Annotated in this window: 17 protein-coding genes; 16 read left to right on the forward strand and 1 reads right to left on the reverse strand. The window is 58.9% G+C overall.

The features are described from left to right. Positions 1 to 1,272, forward strand: a complete 1,272-nt coding sequence (locus JS536_RS02045) for an Nramp family divalent metal transporter (RefSeq protein WP_346427451.1) — start codon at positions 1 to 3, stop codon at positions 1,270 to 1,272. Between the two features lie 182 nt (positions 1,273 to 1,454). Here the strand turns inward: JS536_RS02045 and JS536_RS02050 are convergent, their stop codons facing one another. After that, complete coding sequence (locus JS536_RS02050) at positions 1,455 to 3,146, reverse strand: MDR family MFS transporter (RefSeq protein ID WP_214355694.1); 1,692 nt, start codon at positions 3,144 to 3,146, stop codon at positions 1,455 to 1,457. 665 nt (positions 3,147 to 3,811) lie between these two features. Here JS536_RS02050 and JS536_RS02055 point away from each other — a divergent pair. The 15 genes from JS536_RS02055 (at position 3,812) to JS536_RS02125 (ending at position 20,621) form a co-directional block, all read left to right on the forward strand. Continuing rightward, on the forward strand, positions 3,812 to 4,429 hold the full coding sequence (locus tag JS536_RS02055; protein WP_214355571.1) for a hypothetical protein: 618 nt from the start codon (positions 3,812 to 3,814) through the stop codon (positions 4,427 to 4,429). 282 nt (positions 4,430 to 4,711) lie between these two features. Beyond that, complete coding sequence (locus JS536_RS02060; protein WP_240544221.1) at positions 4,712 to 6,160, forward strand: sugar transferase; 1,449 nt, start codon at positions 4,712 to 4,714, stop codon at positions 6,158 to 6,160. After that, entirely contained in the window at positions 6,160 to 8,157 is a 1,998-nt protein-coding gene (locus JS536_RS02065; protein WP_240544202.1) for a DUF4012 domain-containing protein, read from the forward strand. The genes JS536_RS02060 and JS536_RS02065 overlap by 1 nt, the downstream gene beginning before the upstream one ends. A 114-nt stretch (positions 8,158 to 8,271) precedes the next feature. After that, positions 8,272 to 9,723 (forward strand): polysaccharide biosynthesis tyrosine autokinase, encoded by a 1,452-nt coding sequence (locus JS536_RS02070; RefSeq protein ID WP_214355573.1) that lies wholly within the window; start codon positions 8,272 to 8,274, stop codon positions 9,721 to 9,723. A gap of 143 nt (positions 9,724 to 9,866) precedes the next feature. Next, positions 9,867 to 11,105, forward strand: coding sequence for a nucleotide sugar dehydrogenase (locus tag JS536_RS02075; protein ID WP_214355696.1), 1,239 nt, complete (start codon positions 9,867 to 9,869; stop codon positions 11,103 to 11,105). Between the two features lie 127 nt (positions 11,106 to 11,232). Beyond that, the gene (gene pssD, locus JS536_RS02080; protein ID WP_240544203.1) at positions 11,233 to 11,640 is read left to right on the forward strand and encodes a PssD/Cps14F family polysaccharide biosynthesis glycosyltransferase; all 408 of its coding nucleotides are present in this window, start codon (positions 11,233 to 11,235) and stop codon (positions 11,638 to 11,640) included. Further along, positions 11,583 to 13,283 carry a PssE/Cps14G family polysaccharide biosynthesis glycosyltransferase gene (gene pssE, locus JS536_RS02085; protein ID WP_214355575.1) on the forward strand — a complete coding sequence of 567 codons (1,701 nt, stop codon included), beginning with the start codon at positions 11,583 to 11,585 and terminating at the stop codon, positions 13,281 to 13,283. The genes pssD and pssE overlap by 58 nt, the downstream gene beginning before the upstream one ends. Continuing rightward, positions 13,283 to 14,074 carry a hypothetical protein gene (locus JS536_RS02090; protein ID WP_214355576.1) on the forward strand — a complete coding sequence of 264 codons (792 nt, stop codon included), beginning with the start codon at positions 13,283 to 13,285 and terminating at the stop codon, positions 14,072 to 14,074. The genes pssE and JS536_RS02090 overlap by 1 nt, the downstream gene beginning before the upstream one ends. 13 nt (positions 14,075 to 14,087) lie before the next feature. Further along, a complete protein-coding gene (locus JS536_RS02095) occupies positions 14,088 to 14,618 on the forward strand; it encodes an acyltransferase (RefSeq protein ID WP_206603793.1) in 531 nt (176 codons plus the stop codon). Positions 14,619 to 14,626: 8 nt separating this feature from the next. Next, positions 14,627 to 15,691, forward strand: a complete 1,065-nt coding sequence (locus JS536_RS02100; RefSeq protein WP_214355577.1) for a glycosyltransferase — start codon at positions 14,627 to 14,629, stop codon at positions 15,689 to 15,691. A gap of 83 nt (positions 15,692 to 15,774) precedes the next feature. Then, positions 15,775 to 17,133: a hypothetical protein gene (locus JS536_RS02105; protein ID WP_214355578.1), complete on the forward strand. Its 1,359-nt coding sequence runs from the start codon at positions 15,775 to 15,777 to the stop codon at positions 17,131 to 17,133. Continuing rightward, on the forward strand, positions 17,130 to 17,852 hold the full coding sequence (locus tag JS536_RS02110) for a glycosyltransferase (protein ID WP_214355579.1): 723 nt from the start codon (positions 17,130 to 17,132) through the stop codon (positions 17,850 to 17,852). The genes JS536_RS02105 and JS536_RS02110 overlap by 4 nt, the downstream gene beginning before the upstream one ends. Before the next feature lie 21 nt (positions 17,853 to 17,873). Continuing rightward, positions 17,874 to 18,956, forward strand: coding sequence for a glycosyltransferase family 4 protein (locus JS536_RS02115; RefSeq protein WP_214355580.1), 1,083 nt, complete (start codon positions 17,874 to 17,876; stop codon positions 18,954 to 18,956). Continuing rightward, positions 18,943 to 19,974, forward strand: a complete 1,032-nt coding sequence (locus tag JS536_RS02120; protein WP_214355581.1) for a glycosyltransferase family A protein — start codon at positions 18,943 to 18,945, stop codon at positions 19,972 to 19,974. The genes JS536_RS02115 and JS536_RS02120 overlap by 14 nt, the downstream gene beginning before the upstream one ends. Further along, a complete protein-coding gene (locus JS536_RS02125; protein ID WP_214355582.1) occupies positions 19,974 to 20,621 on the forward strand; it encodes a hypothetical protein in 648 nt (215 codons plus the stop codon). Before JS536_RS02120 ends, JS536_RS02125 begins: the two co-directional genes overlap by 1 nt. Positions 20,622 to 20,646 lie beyond the last annotated feature (25 nt).

Genomic DNA, 20,646 nt, shown 5'->3' on the forward strand with positions numbered 1-20,646 from the left:
ATCGACAAGGAACGCCGCGCGGCGCAAGGCGTCCGGGCCGGCAAGGCCGAACATCACGCGCATGGCCATGCGCTCGCCGGCATCCTCGGTCCGGCGTTCGTGGCCGCGGTGGCCTATGTGGATCCGGGCAACGTGGCCGCCAACATCACCTCCGGCGCCCGATACGGCTATCTGCTGGTGTGGGTGCTCGTGCTGGCCAACGCCATGAGCGTGCTCATCCAATACCAGTCCGCCAAACTCGGCATCGTCACCGGCAAATCGCTGCCGGAACTGCTGGGCGAGCGTATGAGCGACGCCGGGCGATTCATGTTCTTCGCACAGGCCGAGGTCATCGCCATCGCCACCGATCTGGCCGAACTCATCGGCGGCGCCATCGCGCTGAACCTGCTGTTCGGCCTGCCGCTGTTCCTGGGAGGCTGCGTGATCGGCGCGGTGTCCACCGTGCTGCTCATGTTCGAAGGCGGCAAGACGCATCGACTGTTCGAGAAGATGGTCATCGCGCTGCTGCTGGTGATCACGTTCGGCTTCATCGCCGGCCTGTTCATCGACCCGCCGAACCCCGCCGACGTGGCGGGCGGCCTGATCCCACATTTCACCACCACGGATTCCGTGCTCATGGCCTCCTCCATGCTGGGCGCCACGGTGATGCCGCACGCCATCTACCTGCATTCCACGCTGGTCAACGACCATTACGCCGGGGGAGAGGCCAAGCCGAGCATCAAGCGTCTGCTTGACGGGTCCAAGGTCGACGTGTTCTGGGCGCTGCTGCTGGCCGGCACCGTGAACCTGAGCCTGCTGATTCTGGCGGCCAATTCGCTGTACGGCATGAAGGGAACCGACTCCATCGAGGGTGCTCAGCACGCCATCGTCGCCGTGCTCGGTCCGGTGATCGGCACGATATTCTCCATCGGCCTACTGGCCTCCTCGCTGAGCTCCACGTCGGTGGGCACCTACGCCGGTTCCGAGATCATGCACGGACTGCTGCGCATCAAGGCACCGATGTGGGCCTGCCGCGTGGTGACGCTTGTGCCGGGACTCATCGTGCTGTGGTTCGCGCCGAACCCCACCGAAGCACTGGTGGTGGGCCAGGTGATCCTGTCCATCGGCATCCCGTTCGCCATCATCCCGCTGATGCGGTACACGCATGACAAGACGCTGATGGGCGAATGGGTGGACGGTGCGGTCAAGCATGCCGTCTTCATCGTGGTGGCCGTGCTGATCATCGCGCTCAACGTGCTGCTCATCGTCCTGACGGCGCTCGGCAAGGCGTGAACGTCCTTTCTGGCTTGCAAGAGGGTATCCGTTGGGCTGGAGCAGGACCGAGCATGTTCTCTGGCTCCCCTCTCTGAGGGGAGCTGTCGAACGAAGTGAGACTGAGGGGAGTTTTCCAAGCAGAGACTCCCCTCAGTCAGCTACGCTGACAGCTCCCCTCAGAGAGGGGAGCCGAAGTGCGACTACGCCCGATGCAGACGACGGCGCAGGGCGTGCAGGGAGATGGCGTCGCGCGTGCGTCCGGCACCGTCGCCTCGCACGCCGAACGCCACCAGCAGCACCATGATCAGGCAGATGCCGGCGGACACGCGCAGCGCCCACTGGATGCCGAAGATCGAAGCGGCCACGGTGGACGCGCCCGAAGCGTGACGCCACGCCTCGAACGTCTCCATGAGAATCACCAGCACCGGCGCACCCACGGCACCCGCGATCTGACGGGCGGTATTCGTCACCGAGGAGCCGGCGGACACCTCGTCAGGTCCGTTCAGGCAGTTCAACGACCACGTCGTGATCGGCATCAGCAGGAATCCCATGCCGATCTGACGGACGAACTGGCAGATCGACACCCACCAGATCCACGTATCCATCGCCACCAGCGACATGCCCAGCGTGCCCACCGTGAGCACGATCGAACCGAACAGGGCCACCGGGCGTGCGCCGAACCGATCCATCGCGCGGCCGCCGAAGAACTGGGAAACGCACTGGCCGATGGCGCCCGGCAGCATGATCAGGCCGCTCATCGTGGCCGAATAGCCGCGGTCGGTCTGGATGTACAGCGGCATGATGACCAGAATCGAACTGAACGCGAAGAATGCCAGCGAGGCGGTGATGGTGCCGATGGTGAACGAACGGTTCTTGAGCACGGCCAGGTCGAGCAGCGGCGGCTGGGGGAGCGCGGGGCGTCCGGCGGCCGCAGTGCCGTTAGCGTTGCCGTTTGTCGCAATCGTGGGCATGGTCGAAGCCGCGCCGTGACCGTCCGGCGTCTCCGGCATCTCCGAAACCGCAGCCTTCGCCGCGCGGTACGCCCTGCCTCGCCTGATGTTGCGCGCCGCGAACCAGATGATGCCGGCCAGCCCCACAAGCATCGGCCCCCACACCACGGGCGCGGCGAATCCGTAGGCCTCCGAATTGGTGAAACCGAACATCAGGCCGCCGAAGCCGAACACGGACAGCGCCACCGAGAAGAAGTCCGCGCGGGCCGAGGGGTCATGCGAGCCGAAGTTGTGCAGTCCGAACATGGCCGCCAGCAGCGACAGCACGCCGATCACGGTCATGGTCAGGAAGATGGAGCGCCAGCCGTTGGCGTCGGTCTGCCAGCCGCCCAGCGTGGGGCCGATCGCGGGGGCCACGCTCATGGCCATGCCCACGGTGCCCATCGCGAAACCGCGGCGGGAAAGCGGGTAGATGGAGAACACGGTGATCTGCAGTACCGGCCACATCACGCCGGTGCCGGCCGCTTCCAGCACACGGCCGACGAGCACCCACAGGAAGTTCGGGCCCAGCCATGCCAGCACCGAACCCACGGTGAACACGGCCATCGAGCAGATCACGATCTGACGGGTGGAGAAACGGCGGGTCAGGAACGCGGTCAGCGGCACCATCACGCCCATGACCAGCTGGAAGACCGAGGTGAGCCACTGGCCAGTGGTCACCGAAATGCCGAATTCGGAGACGATGATCGGCAGCGCGGAACTCAGCTGCAGCTGCGTGAAATTGCCCACGAACGTGATGAAGGTCAGGATGGCGATCGAGACGAACGCCGCATGGCTCAGCTTGCCGTCGACGTACGATTCCTCCTGGCCGAGCACCCGCTGCAGCTCGCTGCGTCGCGCGCCCAGGCCATGTCCGCCGTCCCTACGTTCGTTGCCGCTCATCCCTGCCACGCACACTCCACTTCCGTACCGTCCAGCCATATGGTTTCCGGCGATGTCGGATGATGTGTGGTTCCTCAGGTTCTCCCGGTGGTTCCTCTTCGCGCGACCCGTCGTTGTCCTCGTGCCGGGCCGGGCGGCCCACTCAAAAGCACCCCAATACGCTATACCCAGGGGTGGTCGGTTCACGCATGTCCGCATCCCCTCGTTCCGCATATTGACTGTTGCGTCGGCGGCGTACGGGAAGCGCGGGAACGTGGCTGGGCGTACGCAACCATGCGGGAAGGTACGTAGGCGCCGCGATGGTCATATGCCGGACGATAGGGCTGCGGGAATGTCCATATCCGCGGGCATTATGTCAATCGATTTTCAGTAGCAGCGCGGCTCCTGTACGGCGAAGGCTGTCCGCGATGAGAACGCCCAGCATTTCGGAATATGAAATTTTCTGCAACGTTCTAGTGGGTGTGAACGTTAACAGCTAGAATGTTGCCCCGAGGTGGCATCGGTTGGTTGGAGTTTGATTGTGTGACCGGTCAGCCTCAGGGAAATACACGATTGTTGAGACCATGAAAGCGACCCTGACTATGACGGAACTCGATGTTGAACCCCTTACCGTCCGCGGATCGCGCACGTCTGCGGTACAAGCATCGGGGAGACCGCGCCACACCATGAGCAGCAGAGCGCCTTTTACCAAAGAACAGATCAGCTATCTCGAAAGCTTGCCGGCGGTGGCCTCCGCCTCGGCAGTGCGCATCACCTACACCACCGTCTTCAAACGCCAGTGCCTGACCAGCTACTATCAGGGCGGCAGTCCGGTCGACCTGTTCCGCAAGGCGGGCCTGCCGCCGGAACTCATCGGATACAAGCGCATCGAGCGCTGCTTCTCCCGTTGGAGGGAGTCCGCCGCCGAGATCTTCTCCGGGGAGATTCCGGCGAACGAGGCCAAGTCCGCGCAAGGCAAGGTGCGCGGCCGTCGCATGACCGCCGGAGCCGCCAACGACAGGTCGGTGCTGGCCCCGCTGCCCGCACGCGATTGGTCCGCGGGCAGTGCCGGATCCAAGGCCGCACGATTCGCCGTCCATGCGGACGATGCCGAACCGTTCAAGCCCGCCGATGCGCCGTCCGCTGATTCGGCCGTTCCGACCGTGCCCGCTGCGTTCTCCATGTCCGACGGCGACGATCTGCGCGACCAGCTTATCCGCCAGCAGGTCCGGTACATCATCCAGCTTGAACAGGAGATCGACGAGCTCAAGAAGCGCGGTAACCACACCGACCGCAACGACTGATCCCGACACCGTCCACCCCCGTGAGTCGTAGGGGGTCCTGTACAATATTTTCCGCAGTTCGGGGGTGTTTCGGACCTTCCGGCTGACCTCGGAATGGCATATACGACCCGCGCTCGCCGCCCGGAATGCCGACCATGTTTTCAGGCACACGTACGACTTCGATCAGCGCAGGGTGGATCAGTGGTTCAGACAGCTCAACTCCGCGAACGCACCGACGAGCAATTCAGTGACCTCCGTCAGCGGCAGCTCTCCCAGGTGCTCTATTGGCGGTTCTTCGTCAACATGGCGCTCATGCTGGTGGACGCGGCCATGTTCATCATCGCCGGCGCCACCGTGCTGAACGTGCGCCGCAGTAACCTGCCGCTCTACTCCGTGCGTTTCGGATTCACGATGGACCCCACGGTGTACCTCGTCATCGCCGCATGTTTCTGGGTCTGGTCCATCCGGGCCGTGGGCATCTATCACCGCCACGTCATGGGCGACGGCTACCGCGTGAACATGCTGCTCGGCAAGGGCACGGCCCTGTGCTGGATGGTGCACTGCACGTTTGACTACGTCTTCGATTTCCGCCTCACCCTCACCACGCTGACCATCATGGTGCTCGCCGGCAGCTGGCTGACCCTGGCGGAGCGCATCGTGTCCCGTCTGTTCCTGACCCGCAGCCGTAGCAAAGGCCAGTTCGCCTATGGCACGGTGATCGTCGGCTCACCGAAAGGCATCGACCGCACGCTGCGGTTCCTGCGCCTGCGTCAGCAGCTCAACTACCGTCCGGTGGCCGTCTGCCCGATTCGTTGCAACCAGACGACGAGCCTGATCGAGCCGGACCCCGACCTGGCTTCGGTGGAAGCCGCGCTCGCCGACTCCTGGGGAGTCTCGCTTCCGGTCCTGCAGTACAGCGATACCGCCCTGGCCCGCCACATCATCGATATGAACGCCCAGACCGTGCTGGTGGCGGACGAGCTGCGCCGCTACTCGGACAACTACAACATCTTCTGCGCCCGCATGGAATCCTCCGGACTGGAGATCGCGATGCTCGCCTCCGCGGCGGACACCGCGAACCACGAGTTCCAGGTCCGCTCCATCCAGGGCGTCACCATCATCACCCAGCGGCTCGCCCAGTACTCCCCGTCCGTGCGCCTTGCCAAGCGCATGTTCGACATCGTCGTCTCCGCGCTGGCCATCATCTGCTCCTCGATCATCACCGTGCCGGTGGCGATCGCCATCAAACTCACCGACGGCGGCCCGGTGTTCTACACCCAGACCCGCATCGGCCTCAACGGCAAACCGTTCGAGATGATCAAGTTCCGCTCGATGGTCACCAACGCGGACGCGCTCAAGGCCGCCCTCGCCGAACAGACGGGCCAGACCGACCGGTTCATCTTCAAGATGAAGGACGACCCGCGCATCACGCCGGTGGGCCGGTTCATCCGCCGCTTCTCCATCGACGAGCTGCCCCAGTTCCTCAACGTCTTCAAGGGCGACATGTCCGCCGTGGGGCCGCGACCGCCGCTGCCCGAGGAATACGCGCGATACAACAAGCTGTACGCCACGCGCATGCTGGTCAAACCCGGCATCACCGGACCGTGGCAGGTGTCCGGCCGCTCCGACCTGTCCGCCGCGGAAAGCGAGGCTTTGGACGTGGCCTATGTGCAGAACTGGTCGATTCTGGGCGACATCGGGCTCATGTTCCGTACGGTGGGGGCCGTGCTGAGCCACAAGGGGGCCTACTGATGAGCGACTTTCGCCCGACAGGGGCCTCCGGTGAGCCGCCTAAGCCGCCTGCGCCTCCCGTATCTTCCGCAGCGACCGTGACTTCGCGGGCCGACGGGCCGAACGATTCGTCCGATGCCGGCTACCAGACCGATTCCAACGGTTCCGCACCCCAGCGTCGCCGTCGCATGAGCCGCGCGTCCGTGGCCCGCATGAAACGTGCCCGCACACGCCGCCGAATCGTACTTGCCGTACTCGGCGTGCTGATTCTGACGATCGTCGCGCTGACCGGCTGGTTCGCCGTGTCCGCATGGACCGCCAAAGGCGAGGTGGAGGCCGCGGTAAACTCCGCGAAAAGCCTGCAAACCCAAGTGCAGGGCGGCGACATCGATCTTGACAAGATCGCGGACGGCATCGACGAAGTCTCGCTGCACATCGACCGGACCTACGCGCAGACCAACCAGCCGGTGTGGGCGCTTGCCGAATTCACGCCCCACTACGGTTCGGACATCAAAACCGTGCGCGAGGTCGTGCGCGTCCTCGAGGATGTCTCCAACAACGCGATGCCCGCGCTCGCCAACGTGGCGAGAACGGTAGACCTGGACGACATCGGCATCAAGGACGGCGTGATTTCGCTGGGAGGGCTGGATGATGTGGCTCCGGATCTCGCACGGGCTAACCAGTCGCTTACGGATGCCGCCGCCCAGCTCAACACCGTGGGCGAAACGCATTTCCCGCAACTCAACAGCGCCATCGCCCAGGGCCGTGAACAGCTCGGCACGTTGGCCGATCTGACCGGTACGGCCGGCAATCTGGCGAGCATCCTGCCGTCGATGCTGGCCACGGGGGAGTCCGGCGGCACCCGCACGTACTTGGTGCTGGCCCAGAACAACGCCGAACTGCGCGCCACCGGCGGCATCGCCAGCTCGTGGGGCGTGCTGACCATCAGCGCGGGCAGACTTGCGCTCGGCTCGTTCGTCACCCCGCCCGCGGACGCGGTGTTCGGCGACGCCGAGGCCCGCAGCGTGCTCACGGCGGACGAACGCAACCTGTTCTCCACCAAAATGGCCACCGATTACCAGGACATCAACTTCACGCCGGACTTCACCCGCACCGCCAAACTGGCGCATGACATCTGGAAGCGTGCCGGCAACGGCGGCGTGGACGGCGTGGTCAGCGTGGACCCGGTGTTCCTGCAGCGGCTGCTCGCCGTGGCGGGGCCGGTCGCGCTGGACGATACGGCCAGTACCCTGCTGGACGGCGGTGCGGGCGGCAGCGGCACGGGCGGCAGCGGCTCGGCCGTGACCCTGAATGGCCAGAACGCCGCGCAGATATTGCTCAACCGCATCTACCTGGGTTCCAGCACGCAGTCCGAACAGGACGTGTTCTTCGCACTGGCCGCCAGCCAGGTCTTCGACCATGTGCTGCACAACCTCGACGGCAAGGGCATGCAGATGCTCAAGACCGTGCGTCAGGCGGTCGAGGACGGGCATCTGTATCTCTGGAGCGCGCACGAGGCCGAGCAGGAGCAACTGGCCGGCGTACAGGTCTCCGGGGCGCTGTCCGCCAAGCCCGCCCAGCCTGAAATCGGCGTCTACTTCAACGACGCCACCATGGGCAAGATGGACTGGTACCTGAAGCGCGAGGTGACCAGCAAGTACGACAAGACCTACCCCAACGGGGCACGCCAGTACACGCTCACCGTGACGCTCACCAACACCGCCGACGCTTCGGCCGTGACCGCCACGCCCGACCTGCTGCGCGGTTATGACGACGATGGCAAGCCCCGCCACGGCGAAATAGAAACCGTGTTGTACGTATACGCGCCCGCCGGTGGCCGTCTGGTGGACTGGAGCGAGGACTTCGACCAGATCGCCACGCACGACGGCCTCACCGTGGGCGCCAAGACCGTGACCCTGAAACCGGGGGAGCGGTTCACCACCACCATCCACGTGCTGGCGAGTGCCTCGGCGGGCAACACCGAGCCGACCATACGCCAGACCCCTTCGACCGACTGACGGCGGGGTGCCAGACACCCTCCTCGTGGTGGGGGTACCCCCTTGTCGGTAAACTTGAACAGATATGCAACAACCCCTGAGCTGGAAAACCTCAGCTGGGAACGGAGTGCCTAAGTGACGATTCTCGACATTCTTAATGTGCTGAAGAAGCATCTCATCACCGCTGTGATCACGCTGGTGGTTGTGGTGGCGGCAATGGCCGGCTACACCTTCACGCGAACTACGCAGTACACGGCTACGGCGGAGCTGCTGGCCACATACCGTACCTCTGCGGGATCCGGTGAGACGGGTAGCTCCGGCAACGCAGGTGAGCTGAGCTCCGGTGCGAACTACATCAACAGCCAGATTCAGACCTATCCCCAGCTGGTGAAGACCGAATCCGTGCTTCAGCCGGTTATCGACGACCTGGGTCTGAACACTACGGTGAGCGCGCTCGCCCAGGGCGTCACCGCATCAAACCCGGACGGCACCATGCTGGTGGACATCTCAGTGAAGAACCCCGACCCGAAGATGGCCTCGAACATCGCCAACGCGGTGGCCGAGAGCCTGAAGAAACAGGTGACCTCCACCCTCTACACCGATGAGGGCGATAAGATCGTCTCCCCGGTGAACCTGACCGTGGTGCAGCAGGCGTACACGCCGGCCTCGCCCAGTTCCCCGAACATTCCCCGCAATCTTGCGGCCGGCGTGGCCTGCGGAATCATCCTGGGCATCGTGGCTGCACTGATCAAGGACTTGTTGGATACCCGTGTCCGTCTGGATTCCGATGTCACCGGCATTGTGGAGGTGCCGGTGCTAGGCACTCTGAGCCGTGACGAGGCGTATGCGAACAAGACCCCGGTCATCATCGCCAAGCCGGCCTCCCGCGAAGCCGAAGAAGTTCGCCGTCTGCGTACCAATCTCATGTTCGCCTTGCCGGACGGACCCCAGTCCAACGTGATCGTGGTGACTTCCGCCGGTCCGTCCGAAGGCAAGACCACGCTGTGCGTCAACCTCGCCACCGCCTTCGCCGAGAACGATGGCAAGGTGCTGCTCATCGACGCCGACGTGCGCAACCCGTCCGTCAGCGACAAGCTCGGCATCGAAGGCAATGTGGGTCTGACCCACCTCATCACCAACCAGGTCTCCTCGCAGGACGCCATCCAGCGTTACTGGAAGCAGAACCTGCATGTGCTGCCGGCCGGCACCCAGACCATGAATCCGAGCATCCTGCTCAACTCCCGTGCAATGAAGGCCCTCATCGACCAGGTTTCCGGCGCCTACGACTACGTGATTGTGGACACTGCCCCGATGCAGGTGGCCAACGATGCGGCCGTGTTCGCCAAGGAAGGTCCCGAACTGCTGCTTGTGGCCGGCCTTGGCGTCACCGAGAAGAGCATGCTCCGCCAGACCGCCCAGGAACTGGAAACGCTCGACATCCATGCAGCCGGCGTGGCCATCAACTACGCAGACCAGGACAAGTCTCATAAGTCCGGCTACTACTACTATTACGGCGAAAGCAAGTCGGAACGTGGCAAGAAGCACGGCAGCAAAGTCGCGAAGCAACGCGATGCTGAGGACCGCTAACAGCATTTTTCCATAACGGTTACTCCATGCCCCCTATGCCGGGAACCCGTCGAAAGGTTACGATGCCGGCGTTTCTTTCCCACATAATTTCCCACGACGATTCAGTTGAAGAAAGAGGTTCACGGATGACTGAACGCGAGTCCCTGAATATTGCCGTGGCCGGCACCGGCTACGTGGGCCTGAGTCTGAGCGTGCTGTTGGCCCAGCACCACCAGGTCACGGCCGTGGACATCGTCCCCGAGAAAGTGGACATGATCAACGCCCGCAAATCGCCGATTCAGGACGACTATATCGAGCGGTTCTTCGCGGAGAAGGAGCTGAATCTCACCGCCACGCTCGACGGCGAGAAAGCCTATGCCAACGCGGATTTCGTAATCATCGCCGCGCCGACCAACTACGACAGCAAGCGGAACTTCTTCGACACCTCCGCCGTGGAGGCCGTCATCGACCTGGTCATGAAGGTCAACCCGAACGCGATCATGGTCATCAAATCCACGATTCCCGTGGGCTATACGAAGTCCATCCGCGAGAAGACCGGTTCCAGGAACATCATCTTCAGCCCGGAATTCCTGCGTGAATCCAAGGCTTTGTACGACAACCTCTACCCGAGCCGCATCGTGGTGGGCACCGATCCCGAGGACGAACGTCTGGTGGAGGCGGCCCGCACCTTCGCCGGACTGCTGCAGGAAGGCGCTATCGAGAAGAACATCGAGACGCTGATCATGGGCTTCACCGAAGCGGAGGCCGTGAAGCTGTTCGCCAACACCTACCTGGCGCTGCGCGTCTCCTACTTCAACGAACTGGACACCTACGCCGAGTCCAAGGGCCTGAACACCCGCGAGATCATCGACGGCGTGTGCCTGGACCCGCGCATCGGCACGCATTACAACAATCCGAGCTTCGGATACGGCGGCTACTGCCTGCCCAAGGACACCAAGCAGCTGCTTGCCAACTACCAGGATGTGCCGGAGAACCTCATCGAAGCCATCGTGGAGTCCAACCGCACCCGCAAGGACTTCATCGCCGATAGCGTGCTCAACAAGGCCGGCTACTACGGGTACAGCGAGAACAACGAATACGACGCCGCCGACGAGAAGCCGGTGACCGTGGGCGTGTACCGCCTTACCATGAAGTCGAATTCGGACAATTTCCGTCAATCCGCCATCCAGGGTGTGATGAAGCGGGTCAAGGCCAAGGGCGCAACCGTCATCATCTACGAACCGACGCTGGAGAACGGCAGCACCTTCTTCGGCAGCGAGGTGGTCAACGACCTCGACGAGTTCAAGAAGCGCAGCGACTCGGTGCTCGCCAACCGTTACGACGCCTGCCTCGATGACATCGAGGACAAGGTCTACACCCGCGATTTGTTCCGCCGGGACTGAATCGGCGGATTCGTCCGTCTGTCCGGATTATCCGACTGCTGTCATTGATCGGAGACCAACGGCTATGAGTAGGAAATCACCGAAGCTCTGTTTCGCGGCGTCCTCGGGAGGCCACTACGAGCAGTTGATGATGCTGAAACCGCTGATGGAGCGGTACGACAGTTTCGTCCTGACCGAAAAGACCCAGTACCAAGCCAAAGCACAGGGCAGAAAAACCTATTACGTGGGCCAGATCAACCGCAAGGAAAAGACGGTCCTGCTCAAGCTCGTGCTCAACGGCTTCCGTTGCCTGGGCATCATCATCAAGGAACGCCCCGATGTGATTGTCTGCACCGGCGTACTCGCCATGCTGCCCATGTGCCTGCTGATGAAGCTTTTCGGCAAGAAGCTCATCTACATCGAGTCGTTCGCCAAAGTGACTTCCGCGACCGAATCCGGCAAACTGCTGTACCGGTTCGCCGATCAGTTCTACGTGCAATGGGAGAGCATGAAGGACATCTATCCGAACGCCATCTGCCTGGGCAGCATCTACTAGAAGGGAGCCGAGCGATGATCTTCATTACCCTGGGATCCCAGAAATTCCAGTTCGACCGGCTCCTCAAGGCGGTGGACGAACTGGTGGCCTCCGGCGCGATCACGGAACCGGTGTTCGCCCAGAGCGGGTACAGCGACTACCAGCCGAAGCACTACGCTTTCAAGCAGTTCCTCGACCGTGATGAGTTCGGCGAGCGTATGGGCAAGGCAGACATCGTCATCACGCATGGTGGTACCGGCGCGATCATCGGCGCGGTGAAGAAAGGGAAAAAAGTAATAGCCGTGCCACGCCTCGCCAAATACGGCGAGCATGTGGACGACCACCAGCTGCAGCTTATCAAGGAATTCAAGCAGATGGGCATCATCTGCGCCTGCGACGATTGTTCGCAGCTCGCCGATGCCCTGACCGAGGTGAAAAACACCACGTATCGGCCGTTCGAATCCAATACGCAGACCATCATCGATTCGATTGACGGATTCGTGCGCTCGCAAGTGATGCATGAGCCTCGGGAGTCCGGACATGAAGGGCACGGGAAACGACTGCGCGTGCTGATGGTCGGCAACGATTCGTCCGTCAAGGGCGGCATCACCAGTGTCATCAACCAGTTGATGGACCATAATTGGGCCGCCGATGGGGTATCCATGAAGTTCATCCCCACGTATATCGCGGCCAATCCGATTCGGAAGATGCTGTTCTTCGCGAAGGCCATGCGCGGCATCCGTGCATTGCTGGCCAATGATCGGACGCGACCGGACGTGGTTCACATCCATATGTCCTACAAGGGCAGCTTCGTGCGCAAGCAGCAGGTGCACAGGCTGTGCCGCAAGTACGGGGTGCCGGATGTGCTGCATATGCACGGGTCCGAGTTCGCCAAATGGTATGACGGGTGCAAGCCGGCGCGGCAGGAGCAGGTCCGCCATATGCTACGCGAGGTTTCGGCGGTGATTGTGCTGGGCGAGCAGTGGCATGAGCGTATCAGGGCCATCGAGCCGGACGCGAATATCGTGGTGATAAGCAACGCCGTGCATATTCCATCTGATGTGACGCACTGGCCGGTGACCGGTGAGCCATTCCGTGTGCTGTTCATGGGTGTGCTCATCGAACGCAAGGGTGTGGCCGATCTGCTGGATGCAGTCGCCTTGCTGCGTGATTCCGGACGTCTTGGCGATATGCGTGTGGTGATTGCCGGTACCGGTGCCCAGGAGGCCGAGCTAAAGGCCAAAGCCAGGGAGCTTGGACTATTGGGCGTTGCCGCGGATGCCGCTTCTCCTATTGTGGAGTTCGCCGGCTGGATCGACGGCGAGAAGAAACGCCAGCTGTTCGAACAGTGCCAGGCTTTAGTCCTACCCTCATACAATGAGGGACTCCCGGTAGCTGTACTGGAAGCCATCGCCCACGGCATGCCCGTGGCTGCTACCAACGTAGGAGACATGGCCGCTGCGGTGCATGATAACGAAAACGGCTACCTGATTGAACCGGGTGCCGTTCCTGCGCTCGCCGATGCGCTCGCGAAGATTGCGGCCGAGCGCAGCCATTACGAGGCCATGTCTCAAGCGTCACGAGCGCTCGCCGAACGCGAGTTCAGCGACGCGGAGTATTTCCGTACCATCGGCGCGGTGTACCGGCAGGCGGTGGATGTGTGATGAAGAGACTGGGCAAGTACTTCGAGTTCGCGACCACACTGCTGAAGCAGACCGTGCAGGAGCGTAAGTTCCGCTATGGGACAACGGTGCTGAAATACATGTATCAGCCATGCAAAGGCTCGGACCGTCTTCTGGTCGTATTCAGCGCATGCACCCGTGCCGGCATTCCGGCACGATACAACTACATGCGTACCCTGAAAGATGTTCCAGTCAATAGACTGTTCATCCTCGATGACTTCGGCGAGGACCGTCGAGGCGGGTATTACCTTGGTGCCTATCCTGAGTTCGAGATGGAACAGGCCACCAAGGCACTCATTGATTCGTTCCTCAAGCGTCCGGAAATCAAGAAGGTCTGTTTCGGTGGCTCTTCGAAGGGTGGCTGGGCGGCGCTGAACTTCGGCGTGCAGTATGCCGGTCGTGGCGTGGGCGCCGAGATTATCGCGGGTGCCCCTCAGTTCTGGCTGGGCCGGTATCTGACCGCACCTGCCAACGAGATGACGTTGCGCGGCATCGAAAACGGACGTGACCGTGATGAGGTGGCGCAGGCCCTTGATGCGCATCTTCGTGACAATATCCGGACCAATGCGGATACGGCCGGTCAGAAGGTATTCATCCATTATTCGACTGAGGAACATACGTACACGGATCACATTCACGATCTTCTCGAGCTGCTGCACAAGGAGCGATACACGGTTATCGAGGACGTGCAATCGTATCGGGAGCATGGCGATGTGAGCCTGTATTTCCCGAAGTTCTTTGTTTCTTCGGTTGATGCGATTCTCGTGGAATAGTTAAGGCGGACAGATGTTTTTTGATAGAAAGTTGACCAAACTTCGAATCAAACGATGGATTCGTCAAGGCGCGACCATCGGAACGAATTTCCAGCTTGAACGTGGTTCGTTCCTGGACTCCTCGTTTCCCTGGCTTATTACCATCGGAGACAATGTCACGCTAGCTCCGGATGTGCTGGTGTTGTGCCATGACGGCAGCACAAAGAAGGCAATCGGCTACTCCAAGGTGGGCACTGTCGTGATCGGGAACAACGTGTTCATCGGGGCGAAAAGCATCATTCTTCCGAACACCACCATTGGCAGCAATGTGGTTATCGGAGCGGGGAGCATTGTCGGTGGGGTTATTCCTTCGAATACGGTAGTGGCCGGTGCCCCGGCGAGAGTGCTTCAGAGCTATGAAGAGTTCAAGTCCAAGAATGATGCACGCATGGAGTCCGGTCATACCTTTGATGTCTCGTATACGAACAGGGGTGGCGTGACTCCGGAACGCAAGGATGAGATGCGTCGGATCCTTGATGAAGAGACGCACGGCTATATCGTGTGAGAGGAAACATGATGAGTGAGAACCCGCTAATCAGCGTCGTCATCCCGGTGTACAACGTCGAAAAGTACTTACAGCAGTGCGTCGATAGTGTGCTGGAACAGACTTACAAACATCTTGAAATCATCCTGGTGGACGACGGTTCGACGGATTCGTCCGGTGAGATGTGCGACCGCATGGCTACGCTGGATGACCGCATCCGCGTGGTGCACAAGCGGAACGCCGGCCTCGGCATGGCACGGAACAGCGGCTTGGATGTTGCGTCGGGACAATACGTGATGTTTCTTGACTCCGATGACTTTGTAGATTCACGCATGGTGGAGGAGTTGTACGCGCAGCTGAGGAAGACGGGTGCCGACACCAGCTACTGCGGTTACAACGAATACTATGGCGAAGGCCGTGTCAACCCACGGCCGGCGGCATACGACGACCGCACGTTCCGTGGGACCGACATCATCAACCATGTTCTGCTTGAGATGGTCGCGGGGAAGCCGGAAGACAGCAAGGAAGCACTGCTGTCCATGTCCTCATGCTTTGCGTTGTTTTCCATGGATGTGATTGGCGAGCATCATGTTCGCTTCCCCTCCGAGCGTCAATTCATCTCCGAGGACATCATTTTCGATATTGCCTATCTACAGCATTCATCGTGCGTGACGTACATCGCCAGACCGCTGTATTTCTACCGATACACCAATAGTTCTTCGCTCACGCATTCCTTTAATGCGAGATTCCTCGAACAACAGAAGACGCAGTATGCGCGTATGAACGAGGATTTGGAAACTATTTGTGCTGCGGATACATACCGTGACCGGTTGGATCGCTATTTCCTAGGCCGTGTCCGTCATTTCATCGGCGCAGTGGTCGCCTACGGGCGGAGCCACAAGGAATATGATGCGTATGCGGAAGTGCGCCGTATCGTCAATGACGAAGATGTTCGTACAGTCATTGCACGGTATCCGTATCGGCGCAATCCATTCCAGCTGAGAATGATGAACATGTGTATTGCTCATCGTTGGATATGGCCAGCCATGGTGTTGGTCACAATGAAGCAGCTGAAGAAAACGAAACGATTCTGAACACTGGATACTCGGAAACGGCACGAGTGGGATGATTCGATGCAGCTATCGCGGTGAGGATTCGGTAAGGTTATGGGTGCAATATGGCGGTGAAGACAACGACACGGTCACGGATTGCTTTTGAGACTGGACGGCTCAAGGAGCTGTTCCGTCCATCGTCGCATCAGGCGGTGTGGGTATTGTGCGCACAGGCGTATTTCTTCTTCTCCTATACGTTCGTGTATACGTTCGGCCTGCCAAGAGCGTTGCTGTATATCAATGACGCCCTCAATGTCTTGATTTTTGTTTTTGCATTGTACGAACGAAAATCAACCGCTCGATATACCAGTCTGATTATCGGTCTCATGGCGTTGTATTGTGCTTTTGGCGTCGTGGGCGGCATATTGAATGCCGAAAAACTGTTGGCGCTGATTTGGGGATACCGGAATATCGTGCGGTATTTCATGTATTTTTACACTTGCGTCGTCTTCCTGAAGAAAACCGATATCGACATAGTATTGCGCGTGGTGTCCGCGGTGTTTTGGATATCGGTGCCGTTGTGTGCTGTGGAGAGATTCCTCGTCCAGTATCCGGCGGGGACGATTGTCGGCGATATGGTGGGTGGTATATTCTGGAATTTCTCCGGCAGCAATCTGCCGCTGAACGTCATCATTTGCCTGTATCTGATTCTGATCGCATCTCGGTATTTTGACCGTGAAATTAAGACGCCGTTGTTCCTTGCAGTATTGGTTGCTGCCACCTTCATGGCGGCTGCTGCGGAGTTGAAGGTGTACTTCGCCGAGCTGGTAATTATCCTGCTCGCCGCGATGATAGGGAAGAAGATATCGTGGCGCACCATCGGCGTGGTGCTTTTGGGAGTCGCCACCTTGGCGGCAGCTTCCTCATATTTCGTTATACTGAACGCCGGCAAGTCTTCGACTTATGCATCCAATTACAGTTTGCAGGGATACCTTGATTATGCGACCAGTGATGCAGGCTATGACGGTGTCGGCGATCTGAACCGCTTTTCTGGAATAGAGACGGTTTCCGATGCGTTTTTCCACCATGACCCATTGTCCCTGTTATTCGGAATCGGTCTGGGCAATGCCGATTACACCAATTTCTTCAGCACTGACTTTTATAATCAGCATTACTCCACGCACTATCAGTGGTTTCACGCCATTTGGATGTTCATCGAGAACGGATACGTTGGCGTGATTCTTTATCTATCCATTATTGCGGTTGCTTGGCTCGCATGCAGACGATATATCCCATCGGGCCAGACTCGAACCATGGCGCAGGTAACCTGCATTCTCATGGTGGTGCTCTTTTTCTACAACATCACGCTCAGAATGGAACCAACGGGGTATCTGCTGATGCTGATTATGTCGGTTCCTTATATCTATGCGATGAACGGTTCCGGTAACCAACGTAATACCAATACACGAAAGGCTATTCGATGATTCCCAAGGTTATTCATTACTGCTGGTTTGGCGGTGCTCCGTTGCCGGAGAAGGAACGCCGATGCATGGAGAGCTGGAAAAAATTCGCTCCGGATTACGAGATTATTCAGTGGGATGAGACCAACTATGACGTGCATAAGAATCAGTACATGGCTGATGCCTATGAGCGGAAGAAGTGGGGATTCGTTCCTGATTATGCGCGATTCGACATCATCTACACGCATGGCGGCATTTATCTTGATACTGATGTGGAACTGGTAAAACCTCTTGACGAGCTATTGAGCAACAAGGCCTACATGGGCTTTGAAGGCGGCGAATGGGTTAACGGTGGCATTGGGTTCGGCGCGGAGGCCGGAAATCCGTTGATCAAGGGGCTGCGGGATATGTATGAGGATTTGTCCTTCGTGGATGAACAAGGCGAGCTCAATCTCACGCCCAGTCCGCAGTACATCACTACTTTCCTGGCGAGTCATGGTTTGCGGAGGAACGACACGATGCAGGTTCTCGAGGGAGATATGAGGATTTATCCGACGGAATATTTCGCGGCTAAAGACTATGAGACCGGCAAAGTCCATATGACGGCCAATACCATCAGCATCCATCAGTATTCCGGGACTTGGCAATCGCCTAAGAAGAAGGTGATGCGAGTTGTCAAGCGTGTGCTTGGGGAAAATGCTTTCAACAAGCTGGTTTCCATTAAGAAAACAGTGATGAAGTGACCATACCGGCGGTGATGTGGTTTGAACAAGAAGATTTGTTTCCTGAACGGTGTGGTTGCGCATTCCGGCGGTACGGAGCGTGTGGGCATCATGATCGCCAACGCGCTCGCGCAGCGTGGCTTTGATGTGACCATCCTAAGCTTCTGGGATTATGGTCAGCCGTTCTTCTCGGTCGATGAACGTGTAACAGTCGATCATCTTCTCAAACCTGCCACCGAAGGAAAGCTGTACCGCACATTCCTTTATCCAGTGTGGAAATTACGACGATACGTCAAGAATCATGATTTCGACGTGTTCATCGACATCGATTCCGTGCTTGCTTATTGGACTACATGGGCTCTCCGTGGGTTGCCGTGCCGTCACATCGTTTGGGACCACTTCAACTACGTGCATGCGCAATCGGAGCACAAACGAATCAAGGCGCTTCAGCTGACCATGCGGCATGCTGATACGTTGGTACTGCTCACGCAGCAGGATCGCAGGATGTATCTTGAGGGCGGGTTCCCCGCCGATAAATTGCGAGTCATCAACAATCCTTCACCGTTTGAGCATGTAACGCCCTCGCCTCGTGTTGAGCATACGGTGCTGGCTGTCGGCCGTCTCACCGAGCAGAAGGGATTCGACCGTCTCATCGCGGCATGGTCGCGCATCGAGGACCGTGCAGGCGACTGGAAGCTGGCTATCGTGGGTTCCGGTGAGTTGGAAAGCGAACTGAAACGGCAAGTCGATGATTTCGGACTCAGCAATGTGCGGTTTATACCCGCCACGTCCAACATTGAGCAGTGGTACGACAATGCGTCCATTTACGCGATGACTTCACGATTCGAAGGATTCCCCATGGTGTTGCTGGAAGCTATGGCAAAGGGATTGCCGATTGTGGCCTATGACTGCCTGACCGGGCCCAGTGAACTGGTTGATGATGATGTGAACGGTCATTTGGTACAGGACGGTGACGAGGAACGTTTTGCGGAAAACCTGTTGTCCCTTATGTGGAACAGACAGCTGCAGGACCGATACTCGTACGGCGCACTGCGGTTGATTAGTGATTTTTCCATCAATGCCATTACCCGCCAGTGGGAGGAGCTGATCGATGGACTCGCATAATGGTGTTTTCCTCTCATTCGTCATTCCCGTCTACAACGCTGAGAAGACCATGCGAAGGTGCCTTGACAGCATTGTGACGCAAATGGACATGACAGGAGAGCCATATGAAGTCATCTGTGTGGACGACGGTTCCACAGATGACTCATCACGCATCCTGGATGATTATGCTGCCAAGCATGAAGAGATATCGGTGGTTCATGCCGCCAATGGCGGTCCTTCTCGGGCAAGGGAACGTGGCGTGGAACTTGCCCGGGGCAGATACATCGTTTTTGCGGACAGTGACGACTATTATCGGGATGGTTCACTGAGCGGCATCGTTCGCGTGGTGAAGTCGCACGATGGTATCGGGATGTACATCTTCGGATACTGCGAACGCAATGAGCTGGACGGACCACTGGCGGAGCGCAAAGCCATACTGCTTGCGGAGGGTCGGCAGTCCACGCGTGATTTCCTTAAGGCGTATGCAACGCCGGAACATATCTCGCTATTGAATTTCCTCTTCAACAAGGTGTATCGCGCAGATGTGGCAAAGACAGCGCGTTTTGACCATGACGTAACGTTAGGGGAAGATGCGCTCTATAACTACACCTGCTATGCGGCATGCCCTGAAGTGTATATGGGCGGCCAAACAGCCTATGTGTATGAGAACTACTCGGCTCATTCCTTGTCTCGAGGTCGTTCGCTCGGTGAAGTCTGGACGGCCTACAAGACAATCGTGCAAGGTATTGCCCCCGTGCTGGAGCAATATGGCATTGACACTCAAGCGCAATCGTTGCACGCCGTGTATCTGATTAGCGTTATGCATGAATATCTTCGTAAACCGACGACGACTCCGCAGGACCGTCAGATTGCAGTCGGCATACTGAACGACGGCTTCAACCGTGCGTTGTCACGGTCTGCAGTCGGACGTATCGGAACAGTCGATTCCCTCATGTTGTGCTGCGCGCGGCGAGGCTGGGGGCGACTGGGTTTGTCATTATGCGACATGAAACGAGTGCGAGGAAGGAAGACCTCCTGATGAAGCAGAGTTTGGTGAAACGGGTAATCGTTGCTCTGAACTGCTGGCGATTGATTATTCCTGCGTTGCTGTATCTCACCGACAAGGATTTCAGGGATATCATCGCTGAAGATCTGCCGAGACACATGTATTCCGAGTCCGGCTCGACGGTGAGTCTGTACTGGTTCTGCCATGCGTTGGTGTTCCGTCAGCCATTCCGTGCCGTATGCTACCTGCGCATGCGCAATGGCGGACATAATACAGCCAGGCAAATTCAGGAAATAGTTATGCCGAATGCCATGCATATCGAGGTGACGGGGGACATTGGTCCAGGATTGGTGATTTATCACGGTCATGACGTGATTCTGCATTGCGACTCCGCAGGAAAGAACCTGGCGGTGTATCAGATGGTGACGGTCGGTCGTAATCCTTCTCGTAAGCGTGGAGAACGCGACATTCCCGTCTTCGGCGATGACGTCACCATCTATACGCATAGTGTGGTTGTCGGAGGTATTACGGTAGGCAACAATGTGACGATTGCTGCCGGTGCTATTGTGCTGGGAGACATTCCGGATAACTGTGTCGTAGCTGGCAATCCGGCCAGAATCGTCAAGAGGGAAGGGCTCCGTGTTGATGAGCCGCTGGCATGGAACAAAGATCAGGGTTGATGATATGGAACCGATGACGACCCTT

This window comes from Bifidobacterium sp. SO4, assembly GCF_018555355.1.
In the GTDB taxonomy this organism is placed as follows: Bacteria; Actinomycetota; Actinomycetes; order Actinomycetales; family Bifidobacteriaceae; genus Bifidobacterium; species Bifidobacterium miconisargentati.